The following is a 20,215-nucleotide window of genomic DNA, read 5'->3' as shown; positions in this document are numbered from 1 at the left end:
CGATCAATAATTGATGTTCTTCGGGTTGACGCTGATCTTGTACGTCTTCCAACGATAGTTTTTGTAGTCGGCACCGACCAGGGCCTGCAGGTCCAAGGTCCTGCCGTACCCTTCCCCGACGACCAGATCCTTCCCCTTATCGTAAGTATAGTTGGGATCTTTGCCCCCTTCGTGGGACACGACGTACACGTTCACGGTCTTCAACTGCTGCCTGATCTCGCTTGACGAGAGGCTGCTGAGGCCGGTGTGCGTCGCAAAGGAATCCGCGCCGCCGTCGCCGTTGGTATCGAGTTGGAAGACGACCTGCATGTCAGCCACGCACTCCATTAAGGGCAGCTCAGTCTGGTCACCCCCCGGGTGGTTCATCACCGCCTTGTAAAGGATCCCGGTTCCCGGGGCGCAGCGTGCCGGCATCTCCGCAGCGGAGCCGGGACGCCTGACGTAGTAATCGACCCTGTTGTAGGGAGCGCGCAGGCTGCTGGCGTTGGATACGCCGTAAACCAGGTAGACCGTCGACTCGGCCCCGGGCTGGAAACCAGCAGGGGGCGTCATCGTCGGAGAGGTGATCCCATAGGAGAAATCAGCAGGCGTCATCACCGCGGGAGCAACTACCGGCTTGGTGATCAACTGCTTGTTTTTGGAGTTCAGGGTCACGACCTGCTCGTCGTTGGCGAAATTGTTGTCGCCCCATGCCTTGAGCGTGCTGGTCCCACCGACACCTTGCACATAGGCCCACTTTTTACTGGTATCGCTGGTGTTTATCAGGGTGGACTTGAGCACGAGGTAGTCCCTACCGCTTGGGGAGGTGCCGGCCTGTACCGGGCGGGGCACCTTATGAGTATCCGTGCTTGCATTATCGTTGTCGTTGTAGTCTTTGGGATCGACTCCCGAACCCAGATCCCCCGACGTGACCTCCTCCAAGTCGTCCTCGAAGGTGAGTTCCCACGGCAGTCCGTACCCGGCGTGCTGAAGGTCGACCCGCAGCATCTCCAGACCGAGAATGCCTTGCGTGTCGCTCTCGGCGGACTTGGTCTGCTGGTTGGAAAGGGTCAGGAGCTTGTTGAAGGCCTCGCTGCTGATGATGATGATGAACATGAAGATGCCCATGACCACAACCAACTCCACCAGGGTGAACCCCTTCCTGGAACGGAGGACATGGCGCACGAGAAAATCTGGACGACGCAGGGCGCTCATTCGGTGCGACTCCTTGTAGAAACTATCGAGTAGGTCGTGGAGACGTTCTTGTACTTCCATCTGACGTCGACCTGGTAGCTGTCCGTGGTGCCGTTGATGTGAGATTTCGTCCTAGTGACCGCGTATTGCCTGTTGATGTTTCTCAGGTTGGTATTGACCTGAGTGGTGGCAACGGCGGTGACCGCGTCGAAGGCGAGCGCGCGCATGCCGTTCATCTGGTCTTGGGCCACGCGGGTCACCTCGTTACGCATCTGGTTTTTCAGGTTGTACTCGATGGCGATGTTGACCGTCTGTAAAAGACCCACCAGACCGACCAGCATGATCAGCATGGCCACCATCAGTTCTACCAGCGTAAAACCGGATTCATTGCGCGGTAATATGGTCACTATCACAACTCCCTTCATCTTTTTTGCCGATCAAAACTCTGGACGTGGAAATGACAACCGAATCGACAGTTGCATCGTTTGAAGACTCTACGCAGACGGTTTTTGCCGCGGCGGTGCTCCCCCCATGGCCGTCGAAGGTCACATTGTCAGTGTCGCTGCTGATCACGTTATGCTTCAGTTCAACTGACCGTACCGGCGACACCGCCACGTTGGCCGACGAGTAGATTCCATAGCCGGAGGCGGTGAACTTGAAAGTCCAGTTCCGCTTCTCGTGGAACGCCTTTATACGGTACTGCATCAATTCCCCGTAGAGCGTCCTCGTTTGGGAGGTGATCTGGGCTTTCTTCATGTAATTGTTGAACTGAACCGTCCCCAGCGCCGTAAGAAGCCCCATCACGGCGACCGCGACCAACAGTTCGATGACTGTAAATCCGCGTCGATCCATAATTATTTTTCCTGTATGTGCAGAATCCTCTTAAGCGGCTTGTTGCCGGAACTGGACACGATGGGCGGCGGGTCGGTCGGCGGTTTACCGACCATAGGCACTGCCATTCTCCTGTTCATGTTCGAGGTGAGAGCGGTGGAGAGATCGATTTCCTCGAAGCTGCCCGTGGACACCTGGACCAGGGCCTTTCCCTTCAACTGGCCTGGGGAAGCCGGCCCCGCGTTGTCGTAACGCATGCCCCACAGGTACGAGTTGCCGCCGTAGTTGCAGATGTCGGTGCTAGGCATGAACGAGGTAAAGAAGACCGCCCCATTGCCCATCGCCACCGGTTCGGTGATGATCCGTTCGGCACCGTACTTGTTGGTGGTGTCCTCCCCTCCCAGATTGATGTACCACCCCTTCTTGTCGATCATGGAGTTAATGTCGGTGGTCTGGTTGGCGAAATCAGAGCTCGAGAAGGCGATTTCGGTGGTGCATTTGGGAGACTGGCCATTGATGGTGTTCAGCTTGTAGATGTCATCGTTGACCGCATCGTAGCAGGGTTCCTTCACCGCGAAAATCTTGCCGGCGGTGGACGAATCGTCTCCCTTGAAGAAGTAGCGGCCGGACCCGGTGTACAGCCAGAGGTTGTGGTTTTTGCGGTCCTGGATCTTGCTGACCGCGGTCGTTACCGGACCGATACCGCTTACCAGGGTGCTCAGCGACCACGTGCTCAAGTCGGAGGTTTCGCCGGTCAGAAGCCTCATGATGCCGCCGTCCCAGGTCGGCGTGTCCGTGCCGCAGTTGGCTGAGCAGTTGGCATACCCGAAGTAGACGGCGTCGTCCGAGTAAAATCCGGGGTCGGTCCTCTTGCTGCGGTCGGTATCGAGCGGTCCCGGCGTGATGGCCCCGGCGAAGGCGTTGTTGATCGTGGTGTCGATCTGTTTCGCCAAGGCTCCGGTTTTCAGGTCCAGGATAAAGACGCGAAGCGGTCCGTTGGATTTGCCCTTGAACTGGTGATAGGTGGTGTCGATGGGACCGCTCGGCCCGTTGCCGATGACTGCGAACCAGCGGCCGTTGGTCGGGGTGCTTCCTTCCTTGCCGTAGACCCCGTCTGTTGCGGTAAAGGTGTGGCCGATACGTACCACGGCGGCGCCGCTGGTGGCAGCCCCCATGTCGGCGTTCGAGTATTCCCAGAGGAAGGTCGGGGTGCCGGGGTTGGTGATGTCGAGGGCGAAATAGGAGGAGTATCCAACGCCGTCGACTGGATTCTTTACGCAATCGGTACAGGCGGCTCCGAGGTTGGCGGACGCGCCCCCTACCCCCATGCTGCCGATCAGGATGGTACGCCAGCTCTTGTTGCCGGTGGTGGCCCCATCCCTCTTGCAGGACCAGTATTGCTTGGCGCTGCCGTTGCAACCGGCGGTAGCGTAGGGCTCGGTGGAGGTGGAATAATCATCGTTGCCGATGCTGGCATCTACCAGGCGCGTGGGGCCGTCAACCAAGTAGATATGACTATAGTCCGGGTCAGCAAGGTACTTCAGGTACGGAAGCACGTGCCTCGGCAAAAAGGCCCACTCCTCCTTGCCGAGAGGGTCGGCACCGCTGTTCAGCGTGGCCAGCCCCCCATTCGTTCCCGGAATGACAAGGTTACCCAGGTTAAACGCGTGCAGCATGCCGTCGTTGGCCCCGGCATAGGCCATCCCTCTCCCCTTGTAGGTGGTGGAGTTGGCGAAGCCGGTCTTGGTGGCATCGTTGGCATAGGTGGTGTCGGCATAGCCAGCCGGCACGTCCAGGTGGTAGTTGTTCAGCTTGTTGAAAGACTGGATGCGGGGGGTTGAGGCGATGATGTCACCGAGTTTCCAGACCTTATTGACACCGCCTCTCTGCACGGTGCGCTTCCTGGGTGTTTTGCTGCCGATGGTCCCGGGAATGCTATTGGTGGAGGAATCGTAGTCCTTGTAGTCGTATCCCTCGGCGAACTTGAGGATGTTCTTGGCCTCGTCGTCGCTGGTCGCCTGCAGGACGCTCTTCAGAATGCATTTGTCGTTGGCGCCGATGCTCGCCCAGTTTCTGGCGGCGGCGGCAAGGTCGTACAATCCGTCGACGGAGAAGGTGCCTGTGCAGCCGGGAGCACTGGTGCCGTGCAGGTAGGTGTAGAGTGTGCGGTGGCTGCTATCGAGGTTTCGATCCCACAGCGTCCTTCCGGCGCGCCACAGGCTGCTCACGTCGTCCGCGTTGACCACGCCTTGAAACACGCAGGTCTCCCCGGTGAGGCAGCCGGCATCCGCTGCGCATTTGCTGTAGGACGAGTTGGTGGGGGTGGTGGTGTTGGTGCAGAACCCTTGGGTTTTCACTCTGGAGTCCATCGCCGGGGTCACCACAGTATCACCCGCCCCGTCGCCGTTGGTGTCCTTTGTCAGCACCGCCAGCGTCTCGCCCCCCTTGAACTGGAAGTCGACCACGTAGTCGTTGACCAGGTCCAGCTCATCGTTGGGGGTGGGGGTGGGGCTGTCCTCGCGCACGGTGCTGTTGCCGATGAACGGGTCGACGTAGTACCAGAGGTTCTGCACCTCTCCGATCCATCTCGCGTAGGTGGGCGAGGTCCCGTCGGTCGGGGTCTCGAAATCCTTGGAGGGATAGAAGACCGCCTGCAGGATATTCGCCCCGCTCCCCTCGCTGTTACTGAGGATCGATGCCGCAGTACCCGATGCGGTGCCGCCGGCGACCGCTTCGAACGCCTTACGCAGGGTCTCCTTCATCTTATCCGGGAGCTCCGCGCTCATAAAATCGGTGCCGCCTTTTTGCGCCGTCTGGGTCAGCAGGGTGACGTTGTCGCACTCGCCGGATTCGCCGTTGTCGGCGCCGTTGAAGACCACGTAGGTGGAAACCATCTGGTTCTTCTTAGTCGGCACCTCGGTTGAGGCCGTGGTTCGGGAGAAGGTGTTGATGTTGCGGTGGCGCGCCAGCCAGGCCAAGTCGTCGAGATTCTTGCTGCCGGCGTATTTGGGGCAGGCCCCCGTGACATTGCCGGAGACTCCCTTGTAGGTAGTCACCACGTCGCCCACGTCGCCGTTTTGGTCCGCCGTGGAGGCACCATCGGTCACCAGCAGGACGTTGTTGGACTGGCAGACGTATTCCGAAGGGTTCATGTCGGAGAGGAAATCTGTGCTGTTCAGCCTGAGGTCGGTGCGGCTGGTCTTGCCCGTGGTATCGCCGGGTGAAACGGCGAAGTACCCTATGGCGTCGTAGAAGGCCTCGGCGAAGGGAGTCCAGGTGGATGCGCGCAGGGCGTCGATGCTGTGGACGAGCCCCGCTGAGGTGTGTGTCCCCACCCCGTCGCTTACACAGACTTCCCCGGTGGGGCAGTGGGCGCTCTTGGTGCACGTGGTGCCCGTGGTGACTTTGCAGTGCCCCCTACCAATGAGGTCAGTAGGTTGGATCACGGCTCCGTCGTGGTCCGCGAGGGCGTCGCAGGTGGCGTTGTCCGTGCAGTCAGCTGCGGTGACACAGGTCCTGTCGGGCGCGTTGGAGCAGACCTTGGTGGCCGGCAGCAACCCGCTGGTGACCTCAGCCTTGGAGCCGACCGAGTTGAAGGACATCATGCCGAGGCGGATCTTGCTTTCGAATTCCTGCACCAACCCGCTGGGGGCCGTGCTTGCGGCGATCCGGGCGCGCAGGGTGCCAAAGGGAGTCCCCATCTGCGCCTCGAGACCGATGCCGCTCAGGATGGCCGGGAGGTTCTCGGAAACGGAGGTATCGGACGGGGAGTCGGTGGGGTCGGTGACCGCGACCGGCGCGGAGTCCAAGGAATCGCAGAAAGCTTGATGGGTGGTTTTCAGGGCCGGGGTGCTCTTATCGAAGCCGTCCTTCAGCACCCAGGCGCCGGATATTTTCTCGAAGTACTGCCCTTCCCAGCTCTCCCCGCAGATCAAGGCCGGGCTGCCGGACCCGATGGCCAGCGGTCCGCTGACGCAGGTGCCGGCGCCACACGTGGTGGTATCACTGGTGCCGCCGCAGGAGAGCAGGGTGTTGTTGGAGCAGGTATAAAGGCTGCCGTAGACATCCGAGCACTGGTTGATGACGGTGTTGACATCATCGATGCCGATGTCCTGCGCCCCCGGCTTGCCCAATTTCCACTGCCGGTACTGCCAGCAGGCCTGCATCGATTGCTGAAAGGAGACGCTGGTTTTGGTCGACGGATCTGGGAGGTTGCAGGGACCGGTGTAGTTGGAAACGCACGTGCCGAAACTCTGTGCCGCGGTGGATTGGCAGGGGCCGTTGTTGGTCGAAGAAGCCGCTACATGACCGCTGCACGTACCGGTATAGGTGGTATTGCCATGACTGAAGGTGCAGTCCGAGTTGGCCCGGCAGCTTGTCGGGAACTGGTTGGACGCCCCCTGCGACAGAGTGGGAGAATAGCTGCCGCAAGTCCCGAGCACTTCCGCCACGTTGACCACGCAGTCGGTATCGGCGCTGCAGACCACGGAGGGTGTTTTCGTGCAGGTGGTGGTGGCGTCTATGGAGCAGTTCGCGTCACTGGTACAGGAAAGGTTGGTGGCCCCGCTGCACACCTTGCTGGTCGTGGAGTATGTGCTGTTCTTCACGCACTGGGAAGAAGTGGTGCATGTCTGGCTGGTTTGTTGCTGGCAGGTACCCTGTGTGGGCGCCGAGGAGGCAAGGCAGTCGGCCACGGTGGTCTTGATGGTCGCGTTCCCGCCCGTAGCGATGGCGTCGATAGCCGCCTGGCACTTGCCGAAGTCGTAGTCTTTGCCACCGAAGACCGTGATGAAGGTCTGCCCGCCGGGAGCAGGCGCGGTAGGGATGGGATTGGCCGGCCCCATGACGCTAAAGGCGACCTGCAGCGAGGTGTTGGTATTGTCCGTGTTGCTGGTGTAGTTGACGAAGTCGCTCGTCAACGCCTCTTTGACGAACGCGCGCCCGACGCAGCCGCGCGACTCGGGCAGCAGGAAGCTCGATGCATTGACGCAGGTGTCAGTGACGCTATTAACGGTGCAGTCGGGGTCGGTGAGGCACGCCTTATTGGTGTTACCCGAGCAGACCTTGGTAACGTATTTCCCTCCGGTCAACACCTGCTTTTCCACGTCGAATTTGGAGGCGGTGATCCAGTTCAGGTACTTTCCGGAAGCATAGAAAAAATGGGTTGCCTTGGCGTCGTCCCTACCCATGTTGACATGGAGGATGCCGGGCCTGATCTTGCAAATAATGGTGCCGGTTGAGACGCTCGATGCGGCGACGGCACAGGATGACGGGATGTCCGCCACCTCCACGAACTGATTGGCACCGAAATCGTACTGGTAATTCTTGGTTTCGTCGAAGTAGCCGACGTATTTCTTGGCGCTGGAGAAGGTCTGGTCGTAGCAGTAATATGGCTCCCTCAGGAAGGTAGTGCAGGTTCCCTTGCCGGCCGCGGCACAGGTCGCGTCCGCCTCGCAGGCATAAGTGTTGTCGCCCGAACAGACCTTTCTCCCCTTATCGACGTAAGCGAGGTCGTACATACTCGCCGAGTTGTCGATGATCATCAGCAGGTTGGGCTTGGCGATCTCCTGGATGAAGGGCGGGACCACGCAATAATCGTTCAAAGTAGCCGCCTGAGCTGCCAGCGGGGACAGCAGCAGCATCAAGAACAAACTCTGTGACAGGATCTTTGTTGCAAGTCTCATGGGCTCACCTCAGGGAAATTCTCTGGAATACGTCAATTCTTTTCTCCGGCCCTTCCTGCACTCGCGGAGAATGCTGCGCGGCGGCTTTCTACCGCAGCAGTTCCTGCATCGCCTTCGCGTCCCGGTATCCCACCAGGATGCGGCCGTCAGAAAGCACTAGGGTCGGCGTGGAATACATGCCGTTACTCTCCGCGAACTTGACGGTGTCATCCACAGGCTTTTTGGCGTCCTTTTCCGTCGCCGCCGGCAGCGCCTGCCCGGCGAACGACTTCTCCAGCAGTTCGACCGAACCCTTGGAAAGAATCACCCGCGACTTATCGTAAGACCTGGGATGTATTTTGAGCGGATAGAGCTTTATGTAGATGCAAAGATCCGGCTCCAGGGACACCAATTTTTTCAGCTCTACGTGGGCTTTGGCGCAAAAGGGGCATTCAGGGTCGGTAAATACGAAGAGCTTCTTTTTCCCCTTGGGGTTCCCAAGCACAAGCGCGTGATCGGTGCTGATCGTTGCCGGATCAAGCCGCTCCTTGGCTGCCTTCTGCTCCTGCTTCGCCTGGGTCGAAGTCGCCACCGGCTGCCGGGTCGCTATATCGAAGACCTGGCCGGCGATGAGGTATTTCTTGGCATAGTCGAGGTAGGCCACCCCGGTTTTGCCCCCCTGCTCGAAGGTAACCTCGTACAGCCCCCGAACCAGCGCCGGCTTGACGCCCGTCACGGGTCCGATTCCTTTGAGCAGGCCAGTGGCTTCCTGCAGCGTAATGGAGTGGCAGGAAGCGCAGTCCCCGCTGCATCCTTCCGACATGGCGAAGGCGGGTGCGGCGAAAGCGATGATGACCAGGGTGAAGCAGGCCGCGAAGAAGCGGGAGAGATTTTTTGCGAAAGACATTCAGCTACCTCGTGGGTGATTTCGATGCTCCGACAGGGCAGCAACAACCGTGCCCTGGCCCCGTTCGAGACGCCGAAGCCGCGGTTTCAGCGTCAATACGGTCAGTTGTGGCATACCATAGCATGGGCGCATCGCAAAAAACTACGCATTTTTTTCATAGCTGAGGCGCCTTCCCCGCAAAAAATTGGCACCTTGGCCGTGATCGGGCACCGCAGCAGCCCCGGACGCTAGCCCAAGTCATACTCTTTGAGCTTGTAGAGCAGGGCCCGGTGGCTGATCTCCAAAAGCCGCGCCGCGTGGGTCCGGTTCCCCGCCGTCTGTTCCAACGCGCGCATGATCAACTGCCGCTCCAGCGCTTCGGCACCCTTTTTTATCGAGAGGGAATCGGGCAGCCCCTCCCCTCTGCGCCCCCCCCCCGCCCCCCTGCGCACCACCTCCGGGAGGGAGGCAAGTCCCAGGGTGACGCCGTCGCAGAGGACCAGGCCGCGTTCGACGCAGTTTTCCAGCTCCCGCACATTCCCCGGCCAGCCGTAGCGGACCAGCGCCTGCAGCGCCTCGGGCGTGGGGCGCACCCCGGGCACACCCATGCGTTCGCCGTGCTTCTCCAGGAAGTGGTCCACCAACAGCGGCACATCTTCCACCCGCTCCCGCAAGGGAGGGAGGGAAAGGGCGAAGACGTTGATGCGGAAATAAAGGTCCTCGCGGAACCTTCCCGCCGCTACTTCCCGGGTCAGGTCCCTGCTGGTGGCGGAGACCACCCGGACGTCGACTTTTTGGGCGGCGGCCGCGCCGAGGGGGCGTATCTCCTCCTCCTGCAGCACCCGCAGCAGTTTGACCTGGAGCGACAGCGGCAGCTCCCCGATCTCATCCAGGAACAGGGTGCCGCCGTCGGCTTCCTCGAAGAGACCGATCTTGTCGTGGCTGGCATCGGTGAAGGCGCCCTTGACGTGCCCGAAGAGCTCGCTCTCCAGCAGCGAGGCGGGAATGGCGCCGCAGTTGACGGCGACGAAAGGGGCCTGGCGACGCACGCCGCAGTTGTGCAGCGCCCGCGCCACCAGTTCCTTGCCGGTGCCGGATTCGCCTTGGATCAGGACCGTGGTCTTGTGCCCGGAGAGCTTTTTGACCAGTTCCATGATCTGGGCCATGCGGTCGTTGTTGCTGATGATGTCCGGGAAAACCCGTCCCCGCACCGCCGCGCGCAGCCTGCGGTTCTCGTCCTTGAGCCGCTCCCGCTCCTCCGCCTTCTTCAGCACCAGGGAGATCTCGTCGCTGTTGAAGGGTTTGGAGATGTAGTCGTAGGCACCCAGTTTCATGCACTCGATGGCATCGTCGACGGTGCCGTAGGCGGACATCATGATGATGGTGGCGCCGACGCCGGATTCGGTGCAGGCGGCCAGGAACCTTTTGCCGTCCATGACCGGCATCCGGATGTCGCACAGGATGAAGGCGTACTCCCCCTCGCGCGCCTTCGCCAGGGCGTCGGCGCCGTCTGAGGACTGCTCAACCAGGTAGCCCTGCTTTTTCAGGAGGACCTGGAGCATGTGGCGCAGGTTCGCCTCATCGTCCACCACCAGGATTTTCTTCTTCTCGGCCACTGCGCACTCCCGCCTTCGCTAAACGCCTGCTAGCGCAGGCAGCTACGGTGGGTAAACCCCACCCTGCCACCCTGCCCCCTAGCCCCTAGTCCCTGCTTTTTCACTGGCAGGGAGGGACAGGGTGAAACGGCTACCCTTGCCGAGCTCGCTCTGCACGTCTAGGCGGCCTCCACAGGACTCGGCTATCCGCGCCGCTATCGCCAAACCAAGACCGGTCCCCTTACCCGGCTCCTTGGTGGTGAAAAACGGATCGAAAACCTTGCTGAGCAACTCAGGCGGCATCCCCTCGCCGCTGTCCACCACCTCGATGACTACTTCGGATCCAGCGCGACTTCCCTTTAACCACAGCTTCCCTCCCTGCGGCATCGCATCCCGGGCGTTCACTATGAGGTTGATCAACAGCTGCTCAACCTGGTGCGGATCGGCATGCACGGTGGCAAGCCCCTCCTCGACTTCGACGGATACATCGAGGTGCTTCAGCACGCCCTGGTCCGCCAGGAGCTCCACCACCTTGTCCAGTAACGGCCGGATGTCAACCTCCTCCCACTGCACACGCTTGGGACGGGCATAATCCAAAAGGCCACGCACGATGCGGTCAATACGCCGGGACTCCTCCTCGATGCGACGCAGGTAGTCGGACTTTTCCGGATCAGCGGCCAGGTCTTCAGCGAGCAGCGCGCTGTACCCCATGATCGCCGCCAAGGGCGTGCCGATTTCGTGCGCCATCCCGGCGGCCAGGAGCCCGACGGATGCCATCTTCTCGGAACGGACCGTCTCGTTTCTCGCCTCGACCAGCTCCTTGTTGGTCCACTTCAGCGACGCCACCTTCTCCTCGACTTCCACCCGCTTGCCCCTCAGGGCAATGGTCATGGTGTTGAAGGCATCGGAAAGCTCGGCAACCTCGGTGCTGCCTTGGATCTGCACGGTCACCCCCAGGTCGCCGGCGGTGATCCGGCGCGTGGCACCCAAAAGCTTCCTTATTGGTTGAACCACGGAGCGCGACAGCAGAAAGGAGCCTAAAATCAGCAGGAGCAGAAAGTCCAGGACGAAATAGGCGATAAAAAAATGACGGGAACTCTTCAGGCGCTCCTGCGCCGAGGCCAAAGAAACGGTGACCCGTACCCCACCCACCACCTTGCCCTGCTCTATGACCGGCTGATAACTGCGCCCGGTACTCCCGTCCGGTGAAACCAGGAACGTTCCGTGACCGCTGTGCATGACCTCCAGCAGGGTGGCGTCCGCCCCTCCTCGCACGGAGACCGTGTACAGCGGCTGCCCCACCCTGTCGACGACAAGCAGCCCTTCAAAACGCTGGTGCTTGCGCAGATTTTCGATGTACCTGAAGGTGGCACTCCCGGGCTCCGGGGGCACCACCGGTCGCGGTAGGAGCAGCATGATGCTTGAGGCAAGCACGCGCGCCTCGTCCGCGTTCTGGGCCAGCAGATCGTTTTCGGCGGTCTTGAAGGAGATGAGAGAGAGGAGGAGCCAGGTGAGCACGAGCAGCATGCTCAGGGCGGAGAGGATGTAGAAAGTGAGGCTGAAACGGGATGGTTTCATAAGGGGCCGTTTCAGCGTCCCATGTTCAGGTACCAGTGGATAATGCGCCCGCCGTAGAAGACGTAGAGCAGTGCGCCGCCGGCCAGAAACGGCCCGAACGGTATGGCGAGCGTGGAATCCTTTTTGCGGATCAGCATCAGGGTGACGCCGATGATCGATCCCAGCAGCGAAGAAACGAAGATGATGAAGAGGATCGACTGCCACCCCAGGAAGGCGCCCATCATGGCCAGCAGCTTTACGTCGCCCCCTCCCATGCCGTCTTTCTTGGCGACCACCTGGTAGAGCCAGGCGATGAGGAGCAGGCTCCCCCCTCCGGCCACGATGCCGATCAGGGAGTTGAACCAACCCAGTTGCGGGATGAAGAAGGAGATCACGAAGCCGAGGATGATGCCGGGCAGGGTGATGCGGTCAGGGATGATCTGGTGCTCCAGGTCGATGAAGGTGGTCACCACCAGGGCGCTGCAGAACACGAAGAGTACGCTGAAGTAGAACATCCCGGTGAACAGAAAGTGGATCGGCGCCCCGTCCTCGAACAGGCGCTGCGGAAAGAACTTGAAGAAAAGGGCCAGGGAGAGTACGCCGTTCAGGAGTTCGACCAGCGGATACTGGATGGAGATCGGCGTCCCGCAGGAGCGGCATTTGCCGCGCAGCAGCAGGTAGCTCAGGATGGGGATGTTGTCGTACCAGCGGATCTGGTAGTCGCACTTGGGGCAGTGCGACGGAGGCGACACCACCGACTCGTCGTTGGGCATCCGGCAGATGCAGACGTTCAGGAAAGAGCCGACCACGGCCCCGAAGACGAAAGCGAATACGGCGTAGGTGATGTAGGGCGACAAGGAAACCTCGTGAAACAGGGGCTAGGGGCTAGGGGCTGGGGGCTGGAGAAAATCTCTTGGATTTACTAGCCCCTAGTCCCTATCCCCTAGCCCCTGCAGTTTACTTCAGCCTCAGGATCTTCTCCAGGCTCTCCTGGAGGAGCTTTTTCTTGTTGCCAAACTCGGCGATCTTCTCGCGCTCTTTCTCGACCACGTCGGCGGGGGCGCGCTCGATGAAGCTCGGGTTCTCCAGCTTCTTGGACAGGAACTCGATGTCCTTCTCGATCTTCGCGATCTCCTTGCCAAGACGCTTCTCTTCTTCCTCGACGTTCACGAGGCCCTTGAGCGGCACGATGATCTCGACGTCACCGGCCACCTGCAGCGATGCCTCGGCGGGACGCTCGATCCCCTGGCCGATGGCGAGGTCGGAAAGACGCGCGAGGCTCATCACGTACACCTCGTTCTTCTTCAAAAGCGCCAGGCTCGCCGGGGACTTGCAGTCGAGGATGGCGGCGATCTGCTTGCTCGGCGCGACTTCCATCTCGCCCCTGATGTTCCTGATCCCCTTGATGACTTCCATGACCAGCTCCATCTCGGCGGCGGCGGAGGCGTAGCCAGCCCACTCCTCGCACGGGGTCGGGAAGTCGGCGATCATGATGGAATCGGCGGCGCCCTTCTTCTTGGGCAGGGCCTGCCAGATCTCCTCGGTGATGAAGGGCATGAAAGGATGCAAGAGGCGCAAGAGATTCTCCAGCACCAGCCAGAGCACGTACTTGGACGCAGCCTGGCGCTCGGCGTCGCCCTTGTAGAGGTCGTCTTTGGCCAGCTCGATATACCAGTCGCAGAACTCGCTCCAGGTGAAGCGGTACAGCTCGCTTGCCGCCTCGTTGAAGCGGAAGCCCGCAAGCGCCGAGTCCAACGAACCGGCGGCCTCGTTCAGACGGTACAGGATCCAGCGGTCGGCGTTGGAGAGCTTGAGCGATGCGACATCGACCTGGTCCGGGTCAAACCCTTCCAGGTTCATCATGGCGAAGCGGGAAGCGTTCCAGATCTTGTTGGCGAAGTTGCGGTAGCCGGCGATCCGCTCCTCGGCGAGCTTGATGTCGCGCCCCTGCGCGGCAAAGGCGGCCAGAGTGAATCGGAAGGCGTCGGTGCCGTAGGCATCGATCACGGTGAGCGGATCGATCACGTTCCCCTTGGACTTGGACATCTTCTGCCCCTGGGCGTCGCGCACCAGGGCGTGGATGTAGACGTCGGTGAAAGGAACCTCGTCCATGAAATGCAGCCCCATCATCATCATGCGGGCCACCCAGAAGAAGAGTATGTCGAAGCCGGTGACCAGGCAGGAGGTCGGGTAGAAAGCCGACAGCTCCGGGGTCTTCTCCGGCCACCCCATGGTGGAGAAGGGCCAGAGAGCCGAGGAGAACCAGGTATCGAGCACGTCGGTTTCCTGGCGGATCTCGTCGGAGCCGCACTGGGCGCACGAAGTCGGATCTTCCTTGGCCACCGTGATGTGACCGCAGTGGTCGCAGTACCAGGCGGGAATCCGGTGTCCCCACCAGATCTGGCGCGAGATGCACCAGTCGCGGATGTTCTCCATCCAGTCGTAGTAGGTGTTTTCCCACTGCTGCGGCACGATCTTGGTGCGCCCGTCCTTGACGGCGCCCAGGGCGCGCTCGGCCAGCGGTCCCACCTTCACGTACCACTGCAGCGACATGTACGGTTCGACCACGGTCTTGCAGCGGTAGCAACCGCCGACGGAAAGGGCGTGGTCCTGGATCTTCTCCAGAAGCCCGGCCGCTTCGAGGTCAGCCACCACCTGTTTCCTGGCGGCGAAGCGTTCCATCCCCTCGTACTGCTTGCCGGCGGCGTTCACCACGCCGGACTCGTCGAAGACGTTGATGCGGTCGAGGTTGTGCCTGAGGCCCATTTCGAAGTCGTTGAAGTCGTGCGCCGGGGTAATCTTCACCACGCCGGTGCCGAACTCGCGGTCGACGTAGTCATCGGCGATGACCGGGATCTCGCGGTTCACCAGCGGCAGCATGATCTTCTTGCCGATCAGGTGGCTGTAGCGCTCGTCCTCGGGGTGCACGGCCACGGCGGTATCGCCCAGCATGGTCTCGGGACGGGTGGTGGCGACCACCAGGAACTCGTCGCTTCCCACTACCGGGTAGCGCAGGTGCCAGAGGTTGCCCGCCTTGTCCTCGTGCTCGACCTCGATGTCCGAGAGAGCGGTGTGGCAGCGCGGACACCAGTTGATCAGGCGGTTGTCGCGGTAGATGAGCTTCTCTTCGTACAGGCGCACGAACACCTCGCGCACCGCCTTGGAAAGACCGGCGTCCATGGTGAAGCGCTCGCGCTCCCAGTCACAGGAGGCGCCGAGCCTTTTAAGCTGGCCGATGATCTGCCCGCCGGACTCCCCCTTCCACTGCCAGACGCGCTCGATGAAGGCGTCGCGGCCCAGCTCGAAGCGGTCCTTGCCTTCGGCGGCCAGCTGGCGCTCGACCACGTTCTGGGTCGCGATGCCAGCGTGGTCGGTGCCCGGCATCCAGAGCACGTTGTAGCCGCTCATCCTCTTCCAGCGGCACAGGATGTCCTGCAGGGTATTGTTCAGGGCGTGGCCCATGTGCAGCACGCCGGTGATGTTCGGGGGGGGGATGACGATGGAGTATCCCGGCTTGTCGGAGGGGACGGTGGCATGGAAGTAGCCCTTCCCTTCCCACTCCTGGTACCACTTCTGCTCAACGCTTTTCGGCTCGTAAACCTTTTCCAGCTCTTTGTTTGCCATCTAATCTACCTCATGGGAAAAATGCTTTAGCAGGCGGAGCCTGCATAGCTTGTATCTATAGCCTCTTCCCTCATCCCCTCTCCCCCTGGGAGAGGGTGGCCGGAGGCCGGGCGAGGGAAACGTTCTCGGGAAAGGTATCGCCTATCGCAGCGCCCTCACCCCGGCCCTCTCCCGGTGGGAGAGGGAGGTCATGGGCAAAGAAGGGGGACGGGCGAATAATGAAAAAGGGGATCGTAAAATCCCCTGTTTCATAAGCGGATGCGCAAGAGACGTCCGCTTTAGCCGCGGACGCCGCTCTTCAGTTTCCGGATCTCTTCCTTGATGATCACCTCGGCCAGGTCAGGCACCACTTCCCACACGATCCGCTCGATCACCTCGCGGGACACCTTGGAAAGTGCGGCCACCAGTTGGTCCTCGGTCAGTTCGGCAACGGTAGCCGTCTGCGGCGCTGCTGCAGCCGGTGCTGCGGTCTGTGCGGGGGCAACGGGTGCTGCCGGTGCTGCGGGGGCAACGGGTGCCGCGGCCGGTGCTGCAGGCTCCTCCCCCTCGAACTCGAACGGCTCGTACACCGGCACGCCGAACGCCTCGGCCTCAGCCTCGGTCTCGGCCTGCGCCGGGACGGCAACTGCGGCCGGTTCCGACTCCTCGCTGAAGGCGAAGAACTCCTCCTCGCTGACGGTGAGCGAGGAGTCGACGACCGGCTCCTCCAGTTCGAGCGCAGGGCCGGTTTCTTCTATCTCTTCGGACTCGTCGAAGCTGAACACCTCTTCTGCCTCGAACTCGGATTCATACCCCTCCGGCTCCACCACGCCAAACAGCTCGGACGGCTCCTCGACGGCGGGAGTCTCTTCCTCCAGTTCAAAGGCGCCCCAGAGATCATCCTCTGTGCTCGCCTCGACCGGCTCCAGCTGCGCCTCGGGAGCGGCGGCCACCGGCTGCGCGGGGGCTGCCGGGGCTTCCCAGACGGGCTCTTGCGGCGCGGCGGAGGAGTCCCAGGCGGGTTCGGTCTCCATGCCGACGCTCTCCCAGATGTCTTCATCTGCGGGCGCCGGGGCTGCAGCGGCAGCGGCGGCGGGCGCGGCGGCTGCCGGGGCAGTCGGGGCTGCCGGGGCAGCGGGTGTAGCCGGGGCCATGGCATCGAGAGAAGAAAGGTCGCCCCAGAGTTCCTCGGCGGCATCGGAGGCTGCCGGTTGTGGCACGGGGGGAGCGGTCTTGCGGGTCTTGCCCAGTTCCAGCATTTCCTTGACCCGGTCGATCAACTGCTGCGATTCGAAGGGCTTTGAGATAGTGGCGTCGGCGCCGCATTCGCGCGCCTTCTCCTCGTCCAGCGGCTCGAACGCGCCTATCAGGAGGATGATGGGGACCGCGCCGAGCACGGGGTCGCGGCGAATCTCAGCGCAGACCTCGTAGCCGGTCTTGCCGGGCATCAGCGCGTCGACCAGCATCACGTCCGGCTTGGTCTCCCGCGCCTTCTCAAGGGCAGCAGTACCGTTGTCGACAACGGTCAGTTCAAACTCCTCATTGGCGAAGATGATCGCCACGACCTTCTGGATGGTGATGCTGTCATCGGCGAGGAGCAGTCTATTGCCCATCTATCCCCCCTCTACTTAGGAACCTTACTTCAGGAGTTGTGTTGCCACGACCAATTCCAGTAGTCCGACTGATACAGAGATGATCCGGGAAGAGGCTCTCAGGATTTCTCGCACACAGGACAGACATAATTGGCAGTTGGTAATAAGGCGCAAATATAACCAGTATGACACTAAAAATGGTAAAAAAAACTAGCATAAAGGGCGTAGAGTGTCAAGGTTTTTGCCCTTTCTTATTAATCACTCGTCATTGAAACGCGCCATGTCCCCGAACTCGACGGGAATGCCGAAGATCTGCGCGGCAAGCGTGGAGATATCACCGCGCAACTTGTTGAACTCGTGGGTCTTTCTGTATTCCAGGCGCGCCGTGAGCAGGATAACGAAGGTGTCGGTGGCCGGGTCGATCCAGATCGACGACCCGGAGTACCCGGTGTGGCCGAAGGAGACCCGGGAGAATCCCTGTCCCCGTGGTGCGGAGAAGGGAGAGGAGATGTCCCAACCCAGTCCCCGGACCACCGCCCCGCCGCGGGAGAAGTACGGCGCCGTCATCTGGTCCACGGTGCGCTTGGCGAGAACCCGTCTCCCGTCCAGGGTGCCGCCGGAGAGCATCATGCGGCAGAAGCGGGACAGGTCGCGTGCGGTGGCGAAGAGACCGGCGTGCCCGGCCACCCCTCCCAACTGGCGGCACAGGTAGTCCTGGGGCTCGCCGAACAGGACGCGGTCGTCGCTGATGGTCCCGGAGCAGCGCCCGGCCTCCCTGGGGTGAAAGGCGGTGTCGGTCATGCCCAGCGGACGGTAGAAAGAGACCTGCGTGTAGAGGTCGAGCGGAGCGCCGGTGGCGCGGCGCACCAGCTCCGCAAGCAGGATGAAGTTCAGGTCGGCGTAGTGAAAACGGCTCCCGACGTCGCCTTTCAGCTTTTGAGCGGCGACGCCGTCGATGGCGCTTTGCAAGGGGGCGGCGCTGGAGAGCGGGACGTCGTCCAGCCCCGAGGTGTGGGTGAGTAGGTTCATCACCAGGATGGCGTCCTTCCCCTTCCCTGCCAGTTCCGGGAACCACTTGACGACGGGATCGAGCAGGGAGATCCGTCCCTCTTCCGCAAGCTTCAGGATGGAGGGGGTGGTCGCAATCACCTTGGTCAGCGAGGCGACGTCGAAGATGGTGTCGGTGGCCATGGGGGGTGCGTCGGGAAACGGGGAGATGCGCCCGTAGGCCTTCTCGAAGAGGATCTTGTCGCGGTTGCCGATGAGGACGACGCCGCCGGCAATGAGGTTGCGGGCCATCGCCTCGTTCATCAGGGAGTCGATACGGGGCTGGTCGGCGGCGCGGCAGTTGGAGATGAAGAAGATGACCAACAGGCAACCGCAGATGCTGCTCAAAAGGGGGCGCAAGCGCACCCGAAGATACGTGTTAAATCTCAATGTGGTTCTCTTGGTCCTTGCTAGATACTGCCCTGGTTAATTCATCCGGAAACTGACCGACTTGAGGACCTTCCCCTCGGTGTCCACGGCGTCGCAGCGCCACTCGCCGGAGAGCCCCTTTTCCACCGCTTTGCGGCTGTAAGTGCGCCAGTGGGCCCCTTTGACCGGCAGCTCGTACTCCGCCACAGCCTCATCGTTCAGATACCAGATCTGCTTGATGGTGGTGTCGGTATCCTCGGGTGCGGAGAATCTGGTGAAACAGTAGAGCGCCTTGACCGAGGTGGACGAGATGCGGCGCACCGAGTCGATCGGGTTTCCTTTGACGATCTTGGTGGTGACCGCCATCTCCGTGATTTTCAAGTCGCCCGCCCACGACTGGCTCCAGCCGGCGAGGGTTGCCAACACTACAGCGGTTGCGATCGAAAGAATCGAGGTACGGCTCATTGTGCCTCCAGCAGCGCTTGCGGAGAGTGGGATACCGGCTGTGACGCCGGTGCCGCCCCGGGGGGAAGCGGCAGCGTTGGGTGCCTGATCAGGTCCTGTAGTCGGCGTTGATGCGGACGTAGTCGTAGGAGAGGTCGCTGGTGTAAACCACGGCCTCGCCGCCGCCGATGTTCAGGTTGATGGTGACCTTGAATTCCTTTTGCTGCAGCACGCGGGTGCCTGCCGCCTCGGCGTCGCCGCCGGCGAAGATACCTCCGGTCGCCATGATCACATCGTCGAACCGGATCTCTACCCGCTCCTGCTCCACCTGCGCGCCGGAGTACCCGATGGCGGCAATGATCCTGCCCCAGTTGGCATCCTGGCCGAAGAAGGCGGTCTTGACCAGCATGGAGTTGGCGACTGCGAGCGCTGCCTTCTTGGCGTCGGCCTGGGTCGCGCCACCTTTCACCCTGATCTCGACAAACTTGGTCGCCCCCTCACCGTCCTTGACGATGAGCTTGGCCAGGGAGAGGAGCAGGTCGTGCAAGAGCGCGGCGAAGGCGGCCCCTTCCGGGGTTCCCCCCTTGATGACGGAGTTCCCGGCTGCGCCGTTGGCGAAGATGAGGGCCGTATCGTTGGTGGAGGTGTCGTTGTCCACGGTGATGGCGTTGAACGAGCCATCGACAGCCTGGGTGAAGGCGCTCGTCAGGAAAGCGCCGTCCACGTTGGCGTCGGTGACCAGGAAGGAGAGCATGGTGGCCATGTTGGGATGGATCATCCCGGCTCCCTTGGCAATACCCCAGATGCTGTAGGGCTTGCCGCCGGCCTCGCCGCTGCGGCGCTCGATCTTCTCGAAGGTGTCGGTGGTCATGATGGCCTTGGCCACGTCGTCCAGCGTGCCGTGGTCGAGCCCATCGACCAGGGGCTGGATCCCCTTGCGGAAGCGTTCCATAGGGAGGGGCTGGCCGATGACGCCGGTCGAGGCGATCAGCAGTTCCTCGTCGGAGAGCCCGAGGGCCTCGGCGGTTTTCCTGCCGCACTCGAGTGCGTCAGTCATTCCCTGTTCACCGGTGCAGGCATTGGCGTTGCCGCTGTTGACCAAGAGCGCGCGGCACCTGCCGTTTTGCGAGCGCTGGCGCGAGATGATGACAGGGGCTGCCTGGACCTTGTTGGTGGTATAAACCGCCGCCACCTGGGCGGGAAGATCGGAAAATATCAGCGCCAGGTCGAGCCGCCCCGGCTTCTTGATGGCCGCCTCAACGGCGGCAAAGCGAAAACCTTTCATGGAACCTCCAAAAACGGTTCAACGTTCAACGTTCAATGTTCGAGGGAGCTACGTGCCTGCGGCCGCCACCCCGGTACGGGGGACGTAACAGTTACCGTTCACGTTCTATGTCCGACCACGCTGCAGCTGCGGCAACCGGACATGGCAAGTCACCACGCCCGTTAGATCGC

At 61.5% G+C, this 20,215-nt stretch carries 13 protein-coding genes; all 13 read right to left on the bottom strand.

Annotated features, from left to right (window positions below; all coding sequences use genetic code 11):
• Positions 1-3: 3 nt before the first annotated feature.
• The 13 genes from JFN90_RS17240 to argJ all read right to left on the bottom strand — a co-directional run bounded on the left by JFN90_RS17240 (position 4) and on the right by argJ (position 20,045).
• Complete coding sequence (locus JFN90_RS17240) at positions 4-1,194, bottom strand: PilW family protein (RefSeq protein WP_199396358.1); 1,191 nt, start codon at positions 1,192-1,194, stop codon at positions 4-6.
• A complete protein-coding gene (locus JFN90_RS17235) occupies positions 1,191-1,580 on the bottom strand; it encodes a type IV pilus modification PilV family protein (protein WP_199396357.1) in 390 nt (129 codons plus the stop codon). The genes JFN90_RS17240 and JFN90_RS17235 overlap by 4 nt, the downstream gene beginning before the upstream one ends.
• Positions 1,558-2,025 carry a pilus assembly FimT family protein gene (locus JFN90_RS17230; RefSeq protein WP_199396356.1) on the bottom strand — a complete coding sequence of 156 codons (468 nt, stop codon included), beginning with the start codon at positions 2,023-2,025 and terminating at the stop codon, positions 1,558-1,560. Before JFN90_RS17230 ends, JFN90_RS17235 begins: the two co-directional genes overlap by 23 nt.
• Positions 2,026-2,027: 2 nt before the next feature.
• Entirely contained in the window at positions 2,028-7,688 is a 5,661-nt protein-coding gene (locus JFN90_RS17225; RefSeq protein WP_199396355.1) for a pilus assembly protein, read from the bottom strand.
• A gap of 88 nt (positions 7,689-7,776) precedes the next feature.
• Complete coding sequence (locus tag JFN90_RS17220) at positions 7,777-8,574, bottom strand: DsbC family protein (protein ID WP_199396354.1); 798 nt, start codon at positions 8,572-8,574, stop codon at positions 7,777-7,779.
• Positions 8,575-8,801: 227 nt separating this feature from the next.
• Complete coding sequence (locus JFN90_RS17215; protein WP_199396353.1) at positions 8,802-10,169, bottom strand: sigma-54-dependent transcriptional regulator; 1,368 nt, start codon at positions 10,167-10,169, stop codon at positions 8,802-8,804.
• 78 nt (positions 10,170-10,247) lie between these two features.
• The gene (locus tag JFN90_RS17210; RefSeq protein WP_199396352.1) at positions 10,248-11,726 is read right to left on the bottom strand and encodes a sensor histidine kinase; all 1,479 of its coding nucleotides are present in this window, start codon (positions 11,724-11,726) and stop codon (positions 10,248-10,250) included.
• Positions 11,727-11,737: 11 nt separating this feature from the next.
• Entirely contained in the window at positions 11,738-12,562 is an 825-nt protein-coding gene (locus tag JFN90_RS17205) for a prepilin peptidase (RefSeq protein ID WP_199396351.1), read from the bottom strand.
• Between the two features lie 100 nt (positions 12,563-12,662).
• Complete coding sequence (locus tag JFN90_RS17200; RefSeq protein ID WP_199396350.1) at positions 12,663-15,329, bottom strand: valine--tRNA ligase; 2,667 nt, start codon at positions 15,327-15,329, stop codon at positions 12,663-12,665.
• Positions 15,330-15,607: 278 nt separating this feature from the next.
• Positions 15,608-16,921: a response regulator gene (locus JFN90_RS17195; RefSeq protein WP_199396349.1), complete on the bottom strand. Its 1,314-nt coding sequence runs from the start codon at positions 16,919-16,921 to the stop codon at positions 15,608-15,610.
• A 237-nt stretch (positions 16,922-17,158) separates the two neighbouring features.
• Positions 17,159-18,337, bottom strand: coding sequence for a serine hydrolase domain-containing protein (locus tag JFN90_RS17190; RefSeq protein ID WP_199396348.1), 1,179 nt, complete (start codon positions 18,335-18,337; stop codon positions 17,159-17,161).
• Between the two features lie 36 nt (positions 18,338-18,373).
• Positions 18,374-18,781, bottom strand: coding sequence for a DUF2914 domain-containing protein (locus JFN90_RS17185; RefSeq protein WP_199396347.1), 408 nt, complete (start codon positions 18,779-18,781; stop codon positions 18,374-18,376).
• 88 nt (positions 18,782-18,869) lie between these two features.
• On the bottom strand, positions 18,870-20,045 hold the full coding sequence (gene argJ / locus JFN90_RS17180) for a bifunctional glutamate N-acetyltransferase/amino-acid acetyltransferase ArgJ (RefSeq protein WP_199396346.1): 1,176 nt from the start codon (positions 20,043-20,045) through the stop codon (positions 18,870-18,872).
• Positions 20,046-20,215 lie beyond the last annotated feature (170 nt).

This window comes from Geomonas propionica (assembly GCF_016458235.1).
Lineage (GTDB): Bacteria > Desulfobacterota > Desulfuromonadia > Geobacterales > Geobacteraceae > Geomonas > Geomonas propionica.
This window is presented reverse-complemented; position numbering and strand designations above follow the sequence as displayed.

What these genes read in the sequence shown, in the direction of transcription:
- JFN90_RS17240 (WP_199396358.1), bottom strand. Translation starts at nt 1,194, where the DNA reads ATGAGCGCCCTGCGTCGTCCAGATTTTCTCGTGCGCCATGTCCTCCGT.
- JFN90_RS17230 (WP_199396356.1), bottom strand. Translation starts at nt 2,025, where the DNA reads ATGGATCGACGCGGATTTACAGTCATCGAACTGTTGGTCGCGGTCGCC.
- JFN90_RS17225 (WP_199396355.1), bottom strand. Translation starts at nt 7,688, where the DNA reads ATGAGACTTGCAACAAAGATCCTGTCACAGAGTTTGTTCTTGATGCTG.
- JFN90_RS17220 (WP_199396354.1), bottom strand. Translation starts at nt 8,574, where the DNA reads ATGTCTTTCGCAAAAAATCTCTCCCGCTTCTTCGCGGCCTGCTTCACC.
- JFN90_RS17210 (WP_199396352.1), bottom strand. Translation starts at nt 11,726, where the DNA reads ATGAAACCATCCCGTTTCAGCCTCACTTTCTACATCCTCTCCGCCCTG.
- JFN90_RS17200 (WP_199396350.1), bottom strand. Translation starts at nt 15,329, where the DNA reads ATGGCAAACAAAGAGCTGGAAAAGGTTTACGAGCCGAAAAGCGTTGAG.
- JFN90_RS17195 (WP_199396349.1), bottom strand. Translation starts at nt 16,921, where the DNA reads ATGGGCAATAGACTGCTCCTCGCCGATGACAGCATCACCATCCAGAAG.
- JFN90_RS17185 (WP_199396347.1), bottom strand. Translation starts at nt 18,781, where the DNA reads ATGAGCCGTACCTCGATTCTTTCGATCGCAACCGCTGTAGTGTTGGCA.
- argJ (WP_199396346.1), bottom strand. Translation starts at nt 20,045, where the DNA reads ATGAAAGGTTTTCGCTTTGCCGCCGTTGAGGCGGCCATCAAGAAGCCG.